10 protein-coding genes are annotated in these 18,136 nt (G+C 73.6%); 3 read left to right on the top strand and 7 right to left on the bottom strand.

The window, feature by feature from the left end; genetic code table 11:
* Positions 1-326: 326 nt before the first annotated feature.
* Complete coding sequence (locus OG624_RS33705; protein WP_033215369.1) at positions 327-2,390, top strand: SpoIIE family protein phosphatase; 2,064 nt, start codon at positions 327-329, stop codon at positions 2,388-2,390.
* An 86-nt stretch (positions 2,391-2,476) separates the two neighbouring features.
* Here OG624_RS33705 and OG624_RS33710 read toward each other — a convergent pair whose 3' ends face one another.
* The 5 genes from OG624_RS33710 to OG624_RS33730 form a co-directional block, all read right to left on the bottom strand.
* Positions 2,477-3,232, bottom strand: a complete 756-nt coding sequence (locus tag OG624_RS33710) for a DUF4118 domain-containing protein (RefSeq protein WP_033215371.1) — start codon at positions 3,230-3,232, stop codon at positions 2,477-2,479.
* 211 nt (positions 3,233-3,443) lie between these two features.
* On the bottom strand, positions 3,444-4,565 hold the full coding sequence (locus tag OG624_RS33715) for a mechanosensitive ion channel family protein (protein ID WP_033215373.1): 1,122 nt from the start codon (positions 4,563-4,565) through the stop codon (positions 3,444-3,446).
* Positions 4,566-4,765: 200 nt separating this feature from the next.
* Positions 4,766-6,040: a pyroglutamyl peptidase gene (locus tag OG624_RS33720; RefSeq protein WP_371640185.1), complete on the bottom strand. Its 1,275-nt coding sequence runs from the start codon at positions 6,038-6,040 to the stop codon at positions 4,766-4,768.
* 209 nt (positions 6,041-6,249) lie between these two features.
* Positions 6,250-7,659, bottom strand: a complete 1,410-nt coding sequence (locus OG624_RS33725) for an amidase (protein ID WP_371640186.1) — start codon at positions 7,657-7,659, stop codon at positions 6,250-6,252.
* Complete coding sequence (locus OG624_RS33730; RefSeq protein WP_033215378.1) at positions 7,646-7,855, bottom strand: hypothetical protein; 210 nt, start codon at positions 7,853-7,855, stop codon at positions 7,646-7,648. The genes OG624_RS33725 and OG624_RS33730 overlap by 14 nt, the downstream gene beginning before the upstream one ends.
* Before the next feature lie 151 nt (positions 7,856-8,006).
* On the opposite strand from OG624_RS33730, the gene OG624_RS33735 reads away from it, so the two are divergent.
* Positions 8,007-8,942: an MBL fold metallo-hydrolase gene (locus OG624_RS33735; RefSeq protein WP_033215379.1), complete on the top strand. Its 936-nt coding sequence runs from the start codon at positions 8,007-8,009 to the stop codon at positions 8,940-8,942.
* A gap of 30 nt (positions 8,943-8,972) precedes the next feature.
* Here OG624_RS33735 and OG624_RS33740 read toward each other — a convergent pair whose 3' ends face one another.
* Positions 8,973-9,545: a TetR/AcrR family transcriptional regulator gene (locus OG624_RS33740; protein WP_371640188.1), complete on the bottom strand. Its 573-nt coding sequence runs from the start codon at positions 9,543-9,545 to the stop codon at positions 8,973-8,975.
* A 112-nt stretch (positions 9,546-9,657) separates the two neighbouring features.
* Positions 9,658-10,491 (bottom strand): alpha/beta fold hydrolase, encoded by an 834-nt coding sequence (locus tag OG624_RS33745; RefSeq protein ID WP_033215742.1) that lies wholly within the window; start codon positions 10,489-10,491, stop codon positions 9,658-9,660.
* Positions 10,492-10,735: 244 nt separating this feature from the next.
* Between OG624_RS33745 and OG624_RS33750 the strand changes: the two genes are divergently transcribed.
* Entirely contained in the window at positions 10,736-18,118 is a 7,383-nt protein-coding gene (locus OG624_RS33750) for an amino acid adenylation domain-containing protein (protein WP_371640190.1), read from the top strand.
* Positions 18,119-18,136: the final 18 nt, after the last annotated feature.

The raw sequence follows: 18,136 nt of genomic DNA on the forward strand, positions 1-18,136 counted from the left end.
CACTCCGTGACCGCGAGAGCCGCCAAGCGGTCCGGAGGGTGGTGGCCACGACCAGTCAAGCAGGGGCGCACCCGGGGCGGCACCTGGTTCGGAGCACGGAATCGGGCCGCTCGACCGTACCCCGTCACGGTTGATCATCCAAGAGGTGAAGACGTCGCCGACACTCGCATCTGCCAGGCAAAAGGCGCATAGGCCTTGCTGGTGTCGTCCGCACCCCTCCTGGAGTCGGCCGTGCGGGGACCAGGGCCCCTCGCGGCGCCCGGCGTGCCCGCACGACGTGTCCGCATGATGATGTGGAGAGAACGGCGTGCGGAAGGGGACGTCTCGTGCCATCGGCTCGGCCGGGGGGCGAGGAGACCCACGGCCCGATCTGGTCCGAGCCCGGGTCGCTGCTGGAGCGCGTGCCCGTGGCCGTCCTCGGCATCGACGAGCGCGACCGGGTCTGTTACTGGGGGCCCGGCGCCCGCGACCTCTTCGGGTACGAACCCGGCGCCGTCCTCACCCGGCCCGGCGCCCTCCTCTTCGCCGACGCCGCCAACGGCGCCTCCGCGTCGTGCGCCCGGCTGACGGAACAAGGCCGTACACAGGGCTACTGGCGGGGCAGGCTGACGGCCCGGCACCGCGACGGCACGGCCTTCGACTGCGGCTTCCGGTCCTTCTCCGTGACCGGGTCCGGCCCCTCGGTGGTGATGATCCTGACGAGCCGCAGCGACGAACTCGACCGGGTCAAGACCAACCTCGCCTTCCTCGACGCCCTCTTCGAGACCTGCCCCATCGGCCTCGTCATGGTCGACGAGGACCTGCGCTACATCCACCTCAACCAGGCCCTCGCCGACATGGACGGCCTGCCGATCCGCTCCCACCTGGGCCGACGCATGGACGAGATCATGATCACGTCCGACGGCGGCGAGTACGAGCGCATGGTGCGCGCCGTCGCCCGGGGCGGAGCGCCCGTCGTCGGGACCCTGGTCGGCGTGCGCCCCCGCGGGCATCCGGACCGGGACCAGGTCCGGTCCGTGAGCTTCTTCCCGCTGAGCCGGGCCGTCGGGACGCACGCCGGCGTGGGCGGACTGATGATCGACGTGACCGACCGGGAACGGGCCATCCTGGAAGCCACCGCCGCCCGTCGCAGGCTGGCCCTCCTCGACGGGGCCTCCACCCGGATCGGGACCACCCTGGACGTCAACCTCACCGCCCAGGAACTCGTCGACGCGTCGATGCCCGACTTCTGCGACGGCTCCGTCGTCGAGATCGTGGAATGGATGGACGAGACCGAGGACTTCGATCCCGGGCGGCCCCTGTTCACCCGCCGCATCGCCTCCGGGACGACCCTGCCCGCTCCGGCCGTCGAACTCGTGAGCGGGGTGGAGAAGGTCCGCTACCCGCCGGGCTCCGTCATCCACGACATGTTGAGCACCGGCCGCGCCATCTCGGCCGTGGTGGACGAGGAGTTCCTGGCCCGCACCGTCGTCACCGAGTCACGCACGAAGATCATGGGCGAGAGCGGGGTGGCCTGCATCCTCGTCGCCCCGCTCATCGCCCGGGGCACCGTCCAGGGCATCGCCATGTTCGGCCGGTCCGCCGCCCGTCCGCCCTTCTCCGAGGAGGACGTCAGCCTGGCCGGCGAACTCGCCTCGCGCGCCGCGATCTGCCTCGACAACGCCCGCCTCTACAGCCGGGTCCAGGACATCGCGCTCACCCTGCAGCGGGCCCTGCTGCCCACCGAGCTGGCGGCCAGCCCGTACGTGGACGTGGCCCACCGGTACGTACCCGGTAGCAGGATCACCGAGGTCGGCGGCGACTGGTACGACGTGATCAACCTCCCCGACGGTCGGGTCGTCCTCGTCGTGGGCGACGTGATGGGGCACGGGGTGTCCGCGGCCGCCGCCATGGGCTACCTCCGCATCACCACCAAGGCGCTGGCCCGCCACGACGGTGAGCCCGCCGACCTGCTCACCGAACTCGACGCCTGCGCCCAGGAGGCCGGCATCGAGCTCGCGACCTGCGTGTACCTCGTCTACGACCCGCGCAGTGGACGCGCCCGTATCGCCAGCGCCGGCCACCCCCCACCCCTGGTGCTCCGGCCGGACGGCACGGTGCAGACCGTCGACGAGGTCCTGGGCGTCCCACTGGGCGTCGGCGGCTGCCCGTTCCGGACCACCGAGATCGAACTGCCCGAGAACGCGACGCTCGCCCTCTACACGGACGGCCTCATCGAGGCCCGGGGACGGGACATCGAGGTCGGACTGGACGCCCTGCGTACCCAACTGGGCGACCACGCACAACCGTTGGAGGCCATGGCGGACCGGATTCTGGCCGGCCTGCTGCCCGAACCGCCGACCGACGACACGGTCCTGGTCCTCGCCCGCGTCCACCGCCACGCCCCGTGAGCCGAGGCTCGGGGCCCGAGGCACTCGCCGGGCCGCACGTCCTCGCCACTCGGCGCAGCCCAGGGAACGGGTGGAATGTCGCGGGCTCAGCCGCGGTGGGACACTCCCGCCGTGTCCAGGGCGGCGCCCGCCAGTGCGGCAAGGGCGAGTGCCACCGAGCGGGCGTCCTCGGGCGGCAGGGGGTGGCCGGGAGCGGGGGCGAGGAGGAAGCGGCCGTAGTAGTGGCCGCCCCCGACGACCCGCAACTCGGTCTCGCCGTCCGGCCAGTCGGCGTATTCGGTGACCTCGCCGCCGCGGCGCAGCCACAGGCCGCCGTCGTGCTCCAGCCGAGGCCGGTGGCCGATCAGGGTCCCGTACTCGAAGCGGCAACCACGCAGCTCCAGCAGGCCGATGAGCTCCTGGCGGACGAACTCGACCACCGCGTCCGGAGAATCGCCGCGTTCGGTCAACCGGGCCGTGCCCTGGAGGCTGGACAGGTGCGCGGCCCCGGTGACCACGACCGCCTCCAGCCTGCGGGCCCGGACGGCCAGGTGCGCGACGATCAGCCCGACGACCAGCAGCAGGACGGCCGTCTGGATCTCGTCCCGGTCGGCGAGGGTGAACCGCCGATAGGGCCGGGAGAGGAGAAGGAGGCCGTACCAGGTCGCCGCGGACAGTGCGGCCAGGGCGGCGGCGGTCCGCGTGCCCGAGGCGGCGATCGCGACCACGACGACGACCAGGACCAAGGCCTCGTTCGCCGGTGAGAGATGGGCGCGGAAGGGAACGAGCGCGAGAGCCACGAGCAGGGGAACCACCAGGGCCCCGAACAGCGCGGCACGGTCGTGGAGTCGGTACCCGGGCATGTGCTGCCTCCAGTCCGGACGTGGCGCGGGCAGCCGGCCGATCGGCTGTCGCCACGTGCAGCCTGCCCACGGTGGGAGCAGGAGGCACCCGCCCTGGTGAGGTCTTGACGTACCGCATACGGATTCCGCATCCGGACACGGTCGTCGCCCCGCGCCCCCGTGCGCACGACGGACGGCATGCGCGCGAGGGCTCGGGTACGGGTTCGGCGCGCTACCGGCCGCCGGCCGCCGGCATCGGCGGCGGTGCCTGGCGCTGGTGCGGGACCGGCGACGCCGACGGGTGCGGTGACGGAGCGCCCGGGACCTCGTCCTGGTGGAGCGCGACCGTACGCGTCGGTGCGGGGATCGAGATGCCCTCCGCCCGGAACCGCTCGTGCAGGCGCTTGATGAACTCGTGCTTGATCCGGTACTGGTCGCTGAACTCGCCGACGCCCAGGATCACCGTGAAGTTGATCCGGGAGTCCGCGAACGTGTGGAAGCGGACCGCCCCCTCGTGCGCCGGGTCGGCACCGTCCACGTGCGCCATCACCTTGCCGACCACGTCGAGGGTCACCCGCTCGACGTGCTCGAGGTCGCTCTCGTAGCCCACACCCACCTGGACCAGGATCGAGAACTGCGCCTCCGGCTGGGTGAAGTTGGTCATGTTGGTCCGTGCGAGACGCCCGTTGGGGATGATGACCAGGTTGTTCGACAGGTTGCGGACCACGGTGTTGCGCCAGTTGATGTCGACGACGTAGCCCTCCTCGCCGCTCGTGAGGCGGATGTAGTCACCGGGCTGCACGGTCTTCGAGGCGAGGATGTGCACGCCGGCGAAGAGGTTGGCGAGGGTGTCCTGGAGGGCCAGGGCCACCGCCAGACCACCCACACCGAGGGCGGTGACCAGTGGCGCGATGGACACGCCCAGGGTCTCCAGGGCGACGAGGACGCCCATCACGAGGACCACGATCCGCGTGATGTTGACGAAGATGGTCGCCGACCCGGCCACCCCGGTGCGCGCCCCCGCCACGGACTGGACGAGGCCCGCGACGACCCGCGCCGCGCTCAGCGTGGCGATGAGGATGAGCAGTGCGGTCAGTGACTGGTTCACGAATCCGGAGACGCGCGTGGTGAGCGGCAGGGTGGTGCCGGCCACGGCCGCCCCGGCGATCAGGGCGGCCCCGGGCGCGATGGTGCGCAGGGCGTCGACGATGATGTCGTCCCCCTGCCACCGGGTCCGCGCGGCGTGCCGGCCCAGCCACCGCAGCAGGGCCCGCAGCAGCAGCCCGGCGGCGGCGCCCGCCGCCAGGGCGATCCCGGCGACCAGCCAGTCGTGCAGGACGAGATCCCGGGTCAACGGACCCCCTCCGGTGCGCCGCGCCGGCCCGGGGGAGTGGCGACGGGCGCTGCCGGCCGTCGTATGGGGTGTGGGTGTGTCGTCACCTTGTCACCTGTCAGTTCGTCGTGCCTGAAGCCGCGTTCGGGCGTGTGTACGCATCCGGAACGGGCTGCCATCCTGCCCCATGGCAGCAGGACGCACCGCAGGCGGGGCAGAACCTAGCGCCGCACGGCGGCGTGTTCGAGGACCGCGCGGACCTCCGCGGCGATCGCGCTCTCGTTGCGTTCGAACTCGGTGCCGGTCAGCTGCTGGGGGTCGGCCGGCAGGCCGGTGAGCACCGGGGTGTGGAGATGGCCGCCGGGCAGCCGCGGGGCGAGTTCGGCGCGCAGGCGGTTGGAGCGGTAGGCCACCTCGTTGGAGAGGTAGCCGCCCCCGCCGCCCGCCACGGCGCGTGAGCCCGGGGTCGGGCCGTCGGTCCGGTCGACGGGGGTGGTGCCGCCCGCCGGGATCTCGGTGACGTCGCTGTTGAGGAGGACCGGATACGGGCTCTGCACGGCGGCGGTGACGGCGCTCGCGGGGAGCGTGGTGCGGATGAACTCCGGGCCCGGACCGAGGCCGGGGGCGGTCACCGGGTGTTCGCGGGTGCCGCCCGAGAGGGCGCGCACGTTGTCGGGGTAGGGGTCGGCGGACCGGGCCCGCCCCGCCCAGTCCTCCAGGGTGAAGACGCCGGGGTAGCCCTGGCTGACGGTGGTGATGATGTCGGCGGAGGCGGGGCCGCCGGCCATGCGCGGGGCGAACGCCCGCTCCACCATGCCGGCGTCGAAGTCGGAGTACCGCACGGGAAGGACGACGGCGCGGATCTCGGCCGGGCTGCCGTCGGCGAGGGTCACGCGCCGTCCGTTGAGCTGCAGGGCCGCCGATCCCGACGGGTTGGCGCGGCGTATCTCGGCGTCGAGCCCGAAGGGGTCGAACCCGCTGATGAAGACGCGTCGTACGCCCGGCGCGGTCCGGAAGGCGTTGTTCGTCAGGCCCCGGGAGGCGTCCTCGAAGCGGGCGCGGAGGCCGGCCCGGTCGGCGGTGAACTCCGGCTGCCAGCGGGCGAGTGCGGCGGTCATGCCGAGCCGCGCCCAGTACAGCGGCCGGTCGTCCCCGGGGGCGAGGTCGCCGCCGGGCCGCTGGGTCTGGGCCCGCCGTACGGAGGCCTGCCACAGGGCCTCGCCCCAGGCGTCGACCAGCCGGTCGGCCTCGGCGGGGCCGCGGGTCGAGCAGAGCGCGGCGGGGAACCGGCGGACGAAGTCCGCGAGCCCGCCGCGCTCGATGAGGGCCGTGGTGCGGGCGTCCGAGAGTCGCGCCTGTTCGGCGTCCAGGGGGACGGAGGCCGAGGTGCGGCAGGCGGACGGACCGTCGGCCGCGTGCGCGGGCGAGGCGACCGCCAGGGGAACGACAGTGGCGAGGAGGGCAGCGGCCGACGCCGCACGGCGTAAGAGCATCATGCGATGTGACATTACATAGCGCCCGTCACCCCCACCAGACGCATCGGCCGCGGCCGCCCGCGACTGGCTCGACTCCGCCGGTTCCGGGCCGGTTCACCGACTGTCGGCGATCCCGGCGATACCCGGCGATCCCGGCAGTACCGGCGGTACCGGCAGTACCGGCGGTACCGGTGATCCTCGCGATGCCGGAGCTCCCGCGGCGACGTTCGTCACGGCGCCCGCCGCGACGCCCGTTCCGGGGCCAACCCCCGCGCGGTGCCCGTCCGTTCGTAGGCATGGCCCGCGCGCAGCACCGTGGCCTCGTCGAAGGGCCTGCCCATCAGTTGCATGCCGATCGGCAGGCCCGCCGAGTCCAGGCCGACGGGCACGGTCAGCGCGGGAACGCCCGTGAGGTTGGCCGGGGCCGAGAGCCGTACGTACGCGTCGGCGACGCTTTCCACGCTGCCGTCGGCCCAGGTCACGTCGGTCCGACCGGACTCCACGGCGGTGAGCGGCACGGTCGGCGCGGCGATCAGGTCGACCGCTTCCATCATCTCCCGCCAGGCCCGTCCCATGAGGGTGCGGGCGCGCTGGGCCCGCAGGTGGTCGCCCGCGGTGATGCGTTCGCCCGCCGCCAGGAGGACCCGTACGTCGGCCCCGTACAGGTCCGGCACCGTCCGCAGCGTCCGTTCGTGGTAGGCGGAGGCCTCCGGCACCATCAGGCCCCAGTGCGTCGCCCGGATGTACCGCGTCATCGGGATCTCGACGTCGACGAGCCGGGCGCCGAGCTCCTCCAGCCGCCCGATGGCCCGTCGGACGGCCGCCTCCACCTCCGGATCCACCCGGTCGAAGTAGTAGTTGCCCGGTACGCCGACCCGCAGCCCCCTCAGATCCGTGTCGGGTCCAGGCCGGTGCTCCGCGGCCGGGGCCGCGACGGACGCCGGGTCACGCGGGTCGTGTCCGGCGAGCGCCGCCAGGACCAGCCCCGCGTCCTCCACGGTGCGGGTGAGGGGGCCCACGTGGTCGAGCGACCAGGACAGCGAGGTCACACCGTGGCGCGGCACCAGCCCGTACGTCGGCTTCAGTCCGACGACCCCGTTGAGGGCGGCGGGCACCCGGATGGAGCCGCCGGTGTCGGTCCCGAGGGCGAAGGCGGCCGCCCCGGCGGCGACGGCGACGGCGGACCCGCCGCTGGAGCCGCCGGCCACCCGGTCCGGGTGCCAGGCGTTGGCCGTCTGAGGGGTGGTCAGCCCGTAGGCGAACTCATGGGTGTGGGTCTTGCCCACCAAGGCCGCTCCGGCCGACGCGAGCCGCGCCGTGACGGTGCTGTCGCTCTGCGCGCGATGGCCGGCCCGGACCCGGGAGCTCGCCGTGGTCGCCAGTCCGGCCACGTCGATGAGGTCCTTCAGGCCGACGGGCATGGCGTGCAGGGGCCCCCGGTGCGTGCCGCGGGCGATCTCGGTCTCGGCCCGGCGGGCCGCGTCGCGCGCACGGTCGGCCGTGACGGTGGTGAAGGCGTTCAGGTGCGGTTCCACCCGCGCGATGCGCTCCAGGGCGGAGTCCACCAGCTCCACCGGCGAGAGCCGGCGGGTGCGTACGGCCTCGGCCGCTTCGGCCACGGTCAGTTCATACGGCCGCATCGTGCTGCTCCCCTCCCGCCCGGTACACCGCGGAGGGCGGTGTCTCGCCGAAGTCCAGCTCCCGCAGGAGCGATACGACGGCGTGGACGTGGTCGGCGACGGCCGCGACGTCCGCCTGATGGTCCTGCGCCGGTGGGGGTCCTGAGGGTGTGTCCGGAAGCGGAGTGAAGTGTGGATCGAGGTCCGGGGCGGACATGTGCTGCCTTCCTTCCGAGGGGGCGGCAGAGCGATCGCCGCCGCCTTAAAGCTAACGGCTTGCGTTAGCCCACCGTAGGGCCTACGGTCGCTTAAAGCGAATGAATCGCTTTTGCTGTTGGTCGGTCCACTGCAGACGAAGGAACACGCGCATGCGCACCGCACAGTTCACCGAGCCGGCCCCGGCCCCCTCCCGGGCCGCCGCCCACTGGTCCGTCGGGGAGATCACGGTCCACCGGGTCGACGAGGTGGCCCTGCCGCCCGCGACCGGGCCGTGGCTGCTGCCGGCCGCCACCCCGGACGTGGTCGCCGAACACGACTGGCTGCGCCCCGACTTCGCCGGCCCGGACGGCGCCCTGCACCTCGACAGCCACAGCTTCGCGCTGGTCGTGAACGGTCTGCGGGTCCTCGTGGACACCGGCATCGGAAACGGCAAGACGAGGGCCGATCCGGCCTGGCACGACATGCGTACCGACTACCTCGACCGCCTCGCCGACATCGGATTCACCCCCGACGACGTCGACCTGGTGATCCTCACCCATCTGCACACCGACCACGTCGGATGGAACACCCGGAAGGTCGACGGCGCGTGGGTGCCGACCTTCCCGAACGCCCGCTACCTGACGTCGAGGGTGGAGCACGCGTTCTGGGCCGCCTACGACATGGACGAGGCGCGGCGCGGCATGTTCCGCGACTCCGTCGTGCCGGTCGAGGAGGCGGGTCTGCTCGACCTGGTCGACGTACCGGCCGAAGGCTTCGACGTCGCCGACGGGTTGCGCCTGCTGCCCACGCCGGGGCACACCCCGGGCCAGGTCGCCGTACAGGTGAGCAGCGCCGGCGCGACCGCCCTCGTCACCGGGGACGCCGTCCACCACCCCGTACAGCTGGCGCGTCCGGAGATCGGCAGCTGCGTGGACATCGACCCCGTACGGGCCGAGGCCACGCGGCGCGCGCTGCTCGCCCGGCTCGCCGACACCGGCGCCCTGCTCCTCGGCACGCACTTCCCCGCGCCGACCGCCGGCCGCGTCGTCGCCGAAGGGGACGGCTACCGGCTCGAACCCGTCGCCGCCGCACCCGCCTGCCCCTGACCGGCGACGCTCTGCCCCCCTCTGGTCGGGTCAGTCGGACGCGCCGAAGCCCTCCACGGCCTCGCCGACCAGGCGTCGCGCATACACGTCGGTGAGACCGTCGGGGCGGAACAGGATGCGGTACATCATCGGCGCCACGACCCGGTCGAGCACCGTCTCGACGTCGGGGACGTCCTCACCGCGCGCCGCGGCGCGCGCGAGCACGACGGCGACCTGCTCCGCCGCATACGCCGAACACTGCCCCGCGTTGTCGCCCGCGGGATCCCCCAGCAGCGCGTCACGGATGTACGCGCGTCCCGTGGGGGAGGCCATCTCCTCCAGGAACTGCTCGGCCCAGCCCCGCAGGTCGGCCGTCAGGCTCCCGTGGTCCGCCGGCGGGGCCTCCGGGCGCAGGTGCTCGACCGCCACGTCCGAGAGCAGCTCCTGCAGGTCGCCCCAGCGGCGGTAGATCGTCGACGGGGTGACGCCCGCCCGAGCCGCGACCAGCGGGATCGTCAGCTCCGGCCGCCCCAGCTCGGCCTGGAGTTCGCGCACGGCGGTGTGGACCGCCTCCTGGACCCGCGCGCTGCGGCCTCCCGGGCGGACCATCGCTTTTCGGCTCATGCGGCCAGCTTAAAGCAAATTTCTTGCATCAGGCTCGGTGGTGGTCTCGCCCCGGACTCCGCGGCGGTGCCGGTCGCGGAGTCCGGGGCGAGGGGGACGGTCGTGCCCGACGCTATCCCCCGATGAAGGCGAGGAGGGCGTTGTTGACCTCTTCGGCGTGGGTCCACAGGAGGCCGTGCGGGGCGCCCTCGAGGACCACGTAGTCGGCGTGCGGGAGGGCCTTGTGGAAGGGCTCCGCGGTGGACCCGATCGGGAGGATCCGGTCCGCGGTGCCGTGGAGGATCAGGGTGGGTACGTCGATCTTGGGGATGTCGGCCCGGAAGTCGGTGGTCCAGGTGAGGACGGCGGCGCGGGAGGCGTACGCGGACGCGCCGGCGGCGGTGGCCCAGCTCGCGCGCACGACCTCCTCGCTGATGCGGGTGCCGAGATTCTCGTCGAGGTTGTAGAAGGCCTGGTAGAAGTCGGTGAAGTAGGCGTAGCGGTCCTTCGTGACGGCGGCGAGGATGCCCTCGAAGACACTGCCGTCGACGCCGGTGGGGTTGTCGTCGGTCTTGAGGAGGTAGGGCTCCAGGCCGGCGAGGAAGGCGGCCTTGGCCACGCGTCCGGAACCGCGGGTGCCGAGGTAGTGGCCGACCTCGCCGGTGCCCATGGAGAAGCCGACGAGGATCGTGTCGGTGAGGTCGAGGGTCTCCATCAGCGTGTGCAGGTCGTCGGTGAAGGTGTCGTAGTCGTAGCCGGTGGTGGGCTGGGAGGACTGCCCGAAGCCGCGCCGGTCGTAGGTGATGACGCGGTGGCCGGCGTCGAGCAGGGCGGGAAGCTGCTTCTCCCAGGAGTGCCCGTCCAGCGGATAGCCGTGGATGAGGACGACGGGCTGCCCGCTGCCGTGGTCCTCGTAGTAGAGGTCGATGTCGGTGCTGTTCTCCTGGCCGACGGTGATGAAGGGCATGGCGCCTCCTGTGGCGATCTCGGTTCGGTCCGTGCCGGCAGTCTCCCGCCCCAGGGGCCCCGAACGCCGCCGGAACACGGCCTTCGGCCGGTACTCACCCAGGTCGTCCACAGCTCCTGTCACGTGAACAGGGGACCGGAAACAGGCGACTTCACCCGAATCGATGCCGTTCCTAGGCTGGACGGGCAAGCAAGCGGAGCATGCGTCGCGGGCCGGTCACCGGTGCGGCGCCGAGGGAGTTGTCTTGGCCAGTCACGATCCGATCGAACGCCCTGCGGAGCCGTCGTTCAGCGCGTTCCGCGCGTCCGGAGCGCAGCAGCGGATGTACTTCCTCCAGCAGCTGGAGGAGGGCAGGCCGACCTACCACATGCCCGTCTTCTACGGCCTCGAAGGCCCGGTGGACGAGGCCGCGCTCCGCACCTGCGCCCAGGGTCTGGTCGACCGGCACGAGGCGCTGCGCACCCGGTTCGTCCTGCGGGACGGCGAGCTGTGGCAGCACATCGACACCGTCTCCGCGCTCGTCTGGTCCTCCGCCGCGGCGCGCGGACCCCAGGACGTCGAGGAGTGGATGGCCGCCGAACACCACCGGCCCTTCGACCTGGAGTCCGGACCGCTCTTCCGGGCGGCCCTGCTGCACACCCCCGAGGGCGCGGTCCTCGCGCTCGCCATGCACCACATCGTCGCCGACGGCTGGTCCGTCGGGATCCTCGCCCGCGAGCTCCTCACCGCGTACGCCCGGCACGGCGACGGCCCCGGCACCCCCGGCCGTCCGCTGCCGGCCGGGTCCGCGCAGACCGAGGAGGCCGCGGAGGTCCTGCGGGCCCCGGACTACCAGTACGCCGACTTCTCCGACTGGCAGGAGGAATGGCTGCGAGGAGCCGCCGCCCGGCGCCAGCTCGGCTACTGGGAGAAGCAGCTGGGCGGCGAGCTGCCCGACGCGCCCCTGCCCCGCGACGGCCGGCCCGCCGCCGGCGCGGCCCGCGGCGCGGCGGCGCTGCACTCCTTCGAGGTACCGGCCCCGGTGCTCGCCCGGATGGAGCGCCTGTGCCGTGACACCCGCAGCACCCCCTACACGCTGATGCTGGCGGCCTTCCAGATCGTGCTGGGCCGCTACACGGGCACCGACGACGTCCTGGTCGGGACGCCGGTGGCGGGCCGGGGCCGCAAGGAGTTCCAGGACACCGTCGGCCTGTTCGTCAACACGCTGGTGATCCGCGCCGACCTGTCCGACGACCCCGCCTTCCGGGTCCACCTGGAGCGCGTACGGGACACCGTGCTCGACGCCCAGGACCACCAGGACCTGCCCTTCGAACGCGTCGTCGACCGGATCGCCCCGGGACGCACCGGCGAGGAGGCGTCCCCCTTCCGGGTCATGTTCGGCCTGCACGACGAGGACGGCATGACCGACGGCCTGCCCGGCCCGAAGGCCACGCTGCTCGAAGGCCCCGCCGGGACCGCCAAGTTCGACCTGACCTTCGACGTCGTACGCAGCGGCGGTGCGCTGAGCTGCCGGTTGGAGTACCGGGCCGACCTGTTCGAGGCCGCCACCGTCCAGCAGTTCGGCCGGCATTTCGCCCGCCTCCTGGACGCCGCCACCGAGAATCCCGCACTGCCGCTCAGCGGACTTCCGATGCTGTCGGCCGACGAGCGGACCGGCATCGGCTCGCCGCTCCCGGCCCCCGCCGGCCTCCCGCACACCCCCGACGAGCCGGCGTGCGTCCACGAGATCTTCGCCGGACACGCCGCCCGCACCCCCGACGCGGTCGCCCTCGTCCACGAGGGCACGTCCCTCACCTACCGCGAGCTCGACACCCGGGCCAACCGGCTCGCGCACCGGCTGCGCGCCCTCGGCGTCGGACCCGACACCCTCGTCGGACTGTGCCTGCCCCGCTCCGCCGACCTCGTCGTCGCCCTGCTCGGCATCCTCAAGGCCGGCGGCGCCTACCTGCCGCTCGACCCCGACAACCCGCCCGAGCGGCTGCGCCACATCGTCCAGGACGCCCGCCTGGAGCACGTCGTCGGCACCACCGACACCCGGGCCCTGTGGGACGCCCCGGGCCTGCGCTGCGTCGACCTGCTCGCCGACGCCCCGCTCCTGGCCGCCGAACCGGACACCGCCCCCGACACCGGCGTGAGCCCGGACCACCTGGCCTACGTCATCTACACCTCCGGCTCCACCGGCCTCCCCAAGGGCACCCTGGTGCCCCACGCCAACGTCACCCGGCTGTTCTCCGCCACCGACCACTGGTTCGGCTTCGGCCCCCAGGACGTGTGGACCCTCTTCCACTCCATCGCCTTCGACTTCTCCGTCTGGGAGCTGTGGGGCGCCCTCGCCCATGGCGGCCGCCTCGTCGTGGTCCCGTACGGCACCAGCCGCTCGCCCGAGGAGTTCCACCGGCTGCTGCGCGCCGAGCGGGTCACCGTCCTCAACCAGACCCCCTCCGCCTTCTACCAGCTGGCCCGGGCCGACGAGGAACACCACCGCACCGCCGGCACGGCCCCCTCCGGGCTCGCCCTACGCCACGTCGTCTTCGGCGGAGAGGCCCTCGACGTCGCCGCCCTCGCCGGGTGGTTCGCCCGGCACGGCGACACCGCACCCCGCCTGGTCAACATGTACGGCATCACCGAGACGACCGTGCACGTCACCTACCGGCCGCTGACCGCCCGCGACGCCGAGGAGGGCCGCGGCAGCGTCATCGGCGTGCCCATCCCCGACCTGCGCCTGCACCTGCTCGACGCGCGGGGCCGGAGCGTCCCGCGCGGCGCCGTCGGGGAGCTGTACGTCGCCGGTGCGGGCCTGGCCCGCGGCTACCTGCGCCGGCCCGAACTCACCGCCGAGCGCTTCCCCAACGGCCTCGGCGACGATGTCGCCGACGCACCCGCCGGGCCCCTCGGCGGCGCGCGGCTCTACCGCACCGGCGACCTGGCGCGCGCCCTGCCCGACGGGGACCTGGAGTACCTCGGCCGCATCGACCACCAGGTCAAACTGCGCGGCTTCCGGATCGAACTCGGCGAGGTCGAGGCCGCGCTGGCCGCCCACCCCCTCGTCGACGCCGCCGTCGCGCTCGTCGCACCGGATGCCGCGGGCACCGACGTGCTCGTCGGCTACCTGGCCGTGACCGGCGCCGAGGACGGGGCGGGACCCACCGTCGAGGACATGCGCGAGCACCTCGCGCGGCGACTGCCCGGCTACATGATCCCCGGCGCGTTCGTCACCCTGCCCGCCTTCCCCCTGACCGCCAACGGCAAGACCGACCGGCGCCGGCTGCCCGCCCCCGGCTCGGCCGCCCGCACCCCCACCGCCGCCTACGAGGCACCCCGCGGACCGGTCGAGACCGCGATCACCGAGGTCTTCGCCCAGGTCCTCGGACACGAACGGGTCGGCGCCCTGGACAATTGGTTCGCCCTCGGCGGGGACTCCATCCGCTCCCTCCAGGTGCTCGCCCGGATCCGGGAACGAGGCCTCGACCTCACCGTCACCGACCTCATGAGCCTTCGGACGGCCCGCGCCCTCGCCCCGCTCGTCACCCCGCTGGACCGGGCCGCGGCCGCAGCCGTTGCCCCGTACGAGCCGTTCTCGCTCCTGGCCCCCGAGGACCGCGCCGCCCTGCCCGAAGGACTGGAGGACGCCTACCCGATGACCCGGCTCCAGGCCGGCATGCTCTACCACAGCGACCTGCCGTCGGCCGGTGGACGCGTCTACCACAACGTGGCCTCCTACCTGATCGAGGCACCCTTCTCCGAGGACGCCTGGCGGACCACCGTCGACGTCCTCGCGGCCCGGCACGAGATGCTGCGCACCTCCTTCGACCCGCACGGATTCACCGAGCCCCTCCAACTCGTCCACCAGGGCGCCCGCCCGGAGATCACCTTCGAGGACCTGCACGGGCTCGACGCCGAGGCGCAGCGGACCGCCGTCGCCGCCCGCTACGCAGCCGAACGCGACAGGCCCTTCACCTGGGACCGGCCCCCGCTGATCCGCTTCCACGTCCAGCGGCTCTCCGACACCCGGCTCCAACTGTTCGTCGCCGAGCACCACGCCGTCCTCGACGGCTGGAGCGAACGTTCGCTCCTCACCGAACTGGCCTCCTGCTACACCGAGGCGCTCGCCGCCCGTACCCCCGCGGACGGCCCCTCCCCGCAGGCGGGCCCCCGCTCCCGGTTCGCCTCCTTCGTCGCCCTCGAACGGGCCGCGCTGGCCGACCCCGGGCAGCACGCCTTCTGGACCGGCAAGGTCGCCGACGCGCCCGCGACCCGGCTGCCCCGCCCGGCGGCGACCGGCGGACCCGCCCGCATGTCCTGGTACCTCGCGCCCCTGCCCGAAGGGCTGCACGCCCGACTCACCGCCCTGGCCGCCGCAAGCGGGGTACCGCTGCGCACCGTCCTGCTCGCCGCCCACCTGAGGGCCATGGCCCTGCTGGGCGGCGGCGACGCCGTCACCACCGGGGTGGTCCACAACGGCCGCGCCGAGGAGACCGACGGTGACAAGGTCGTCGGGGTCTTCCTGAACACCCTGCCGCTGAGCGTCGAGGTCACCGGGCTCAGCTGGCGCGGCCTCGTGGCGCGCATCGCCGCCGTCGAGGCGGAACTGCACACGCACCGCCGCTTCCCGCTCGCCGAGATCCAGCGCCTGTCCGGGGGCGGCCCGCTCTTCGAGACCTTCTTCAACTACACCCACTTCCACGTGGAGCGGGACGGCCCGGCCGACGGCGCGTTCACCGTGCTGGAGGAGATCGGAGAGGCCGGCACCGACTTCGCCTTCGGCGCGGAGTTCTCCCGCAGCCCCGACGGCTCCCTGCTGGAACTCGGACTGCGCTTCGACGCGGCCCAGTTCTCCGAGGAGCAGATGGCGAGCGCGCACGCGTCCTACACGGCCGCCCTGCGCGACCTCGCCGAGTCCCCGGACCGTGACTGCACGGCCGCCGACCTGCTGCCGGAGGTCGAACACCGCCGCTACGCCGAGTGGAACCGCACCGCCGTCGAGTATCCGCGGCCGCACGTCCTGACCCGTTTGATCGACGAGCAGCGGGACCTGACGCCCGACGCCCCGGCCGTCCGCTTCGAGGGCGCGGAGCTGACCTACCGCGCCCTCGACACCGAGGCCGAGCGGCTGTGCGCGGCGCTGCGGGAACACGGCGCGGGCCCCGGCACCTTCGTCGGCCTGCTGCTGGAACGCTCCCTGGCCCTGCCCGTCGTCCTCCTCGCCGTCCTCAAGTCCGGCGCCGCCTACGTCCCGTTGGACCCGGAGCACCCGGCGCCGCGCGTACGGTCCCTGCTCGCCGAGTCCGGTATCGGCCTGGTGGTCGCCGAGGGCGCGTGGGCGGAGCGGCTGGAGGGCTCCGGGGTCACCGTCCTGCGGCCGGACGAGGCCGCGACGGGCACCGCGGGTCCCGCCCGGGCGCCCGAGCCGGCCGACCCGGCGTACATGATCTTCACCTCGGGATCCACCGGCAAGCCCAAGGGAGTCGTCGTCTCCCACCGCGCCATCGCCAACCGGCTGCTGTGGATGCAGGACGAGTACGGGCTGACCCCGGGGGAGCGGGTGCTGCACAAGACGCCGTACACCTTCGACGTCTCCGTGTGGGAGCTGTTCTGGCCGCTGCTGACCGGCGCCACCCTGCTCCTCGCCCGCCCCGGCGGCCAGCGCGACCCCGGCTACCTCGCCGGCCTGATCCACGACGAGGGCGTCACCACGGTGCACTTCGTCCCGTCGATGCTCAGCGTGTTCCTCGACGATCCCGCGGCCGTGGCCGGCTCGGCCGGCCTCACCCGGGTGGTCTGCAGCGGCGAGGCCCTGCCGTACGAGGTCCAGCGCAGGTTCTTCGAGCGGCTGCCCGGCGTCGAACTGCACAACCTCTACGGGCCCACCGAGGCGGCCGTCGACGTCACGTACTGGCAGTGCCGGCCGGACGGCGGCGACACCGTGCCCATCGGCCGGCCCATCGCCAACATGCGCACCCACGTCCTGGACCGGCGCCTGGCCGAGGTCCCCCTCGGCGTCACCGGGGAGCTCTTCCTCGAAGGCATCGGCCTCGCCGACGGCTACCACGGACGCCCCGAGCTGACGGCCGAACGGTTCATCGAGCACACCGGCCCCGACGGCGTCACCCGCCGCCTCTACCGGACCGGTGACCTGGCCCGGCACCGCCCCGACGGAGCCCTGGAGTACGCGGGCCGCACCGACCACCAGCTCAAGATCCGCGGCTTCCGCGTCGAGCCGGGGGAGATCGAGGCCGTCCTCGCCGAACACCCCGGCGTGCGCGACTGCGCGGTCCTGCCCCGAGGCGAACGCCTCGTCGGCTACTACGTCCCCGACGCGCCCGGCCTGGACGCCGCCGCCTCCGATTCCGCCTCCGTCCCCGCCCCCGAGCCGGCCGAACTGGCCCGGCACGCCCGGGAGCGGCTCCCCGAGTACATGGTCCCCTCCGCCTGGGTGTGCCTGACGGCCCTCCCGCTGACCGCCAACGGCAAACTGGACCGCGCCGCCCTGCCCGACCCGGACCCGACCGACCTGCGCGGAGGTGTCGAGCCGACCCCGCCCCGCGACGCCCTCGAAGCCCGCCTCGCCGGGATCTGGGAGGGACTCCTGACCGCCGGCCCGGTCGGCGTCCGCGACGACTTCTTCGAGTCCGGCGGGCACTCCATCGACGCCCTGCGCCTGATCGGCCGGATCAACCAGGCCTTCGGCGAACGCCTCGGCGTCTCGGCCGTCCTGGAGCACCCGACCGTCGCCCGGCAGGCCGCCCTGCTGCGCGGCCGCCACGTCGAGGCGGTCCCGGACCCGGTGGTCCGCCTGCGGACCGAGGGCACGCTCGACCCGCTCCTCCTCGTCCACCCGATCGGCGGGAACGTCTTCTGCTACCGCGCCCTGGCCGCAGAACTGGGTCCCGACCGACCGGTGTTCGGGCTGACCGCACCCGGCCTGACCGACCCCGCCCCGACAACCGACGCCACGCCCGCCCCGACGTCCGACGCCACGGTCGAGGAACTGGCAGCCGCCCATGTGGAGGCCCTGCGCCGGATCCGTCCCGCCGGCCCCTACCACCTGGCCGGCTGGTCCTTCGGCGGGCTCCTCGCCTACGAGATGGCCGTCCAACTGCACGCCGCCGGAGCGCGGGTGGCGACCCTGGCGCTGCTGGACACCGGCTATCCGGAGCCCGGCCACGTCCCCGACGACGAGAACGAACTGCTGGAGTGGTTCCACGAGGACCTGGCCCGCTCCGCCGGCTTCGACCCCACCGAGGAGAGCCGGTCCGCGCTGCGCAGCGCCCTGCGGAGCGTCACCGACACCCCCACCCGGCTCGCCGTCCTCGCCGAGCAGGTGGAACGCGAGGGCTTCGCCCCCGGCCTGGACCCGCGGGACCTCGCCCGGCACTACGCGGTCTTCCGCACCGGCCTCCGCGCCGCCGCCGCGTACGAGCCCCCGGCCGCCCCCTGCCCGGTCCTGTTCCTCCAGAGCGCGACCGGAGCCCAGGAGCACGCCGCCGACCGATGGGCGGACCGGGCCGAGGCCGGCTTCACCCGCCAGGACGCCGCCACCGACCACTACGGGCTGATGCGGCCGCCGCACAGCACCGGGGCCGCCGCCCTCCTGCGCACCGCCCTCGCCGAGGCCGACCACCACTGAACGGGCGCCCCGGCCCGC

It is taken from the genome of Streptomyces virginiae (genome assembly GCF_041432505.1).
GTDB classification, from domain to species: domain Bacteria; phylum Actinomycetota; class Actinomycetes; order Streptomycetales; family Streptomycetaceae; genus Streptomyces; species Streptomyces virginiae_A.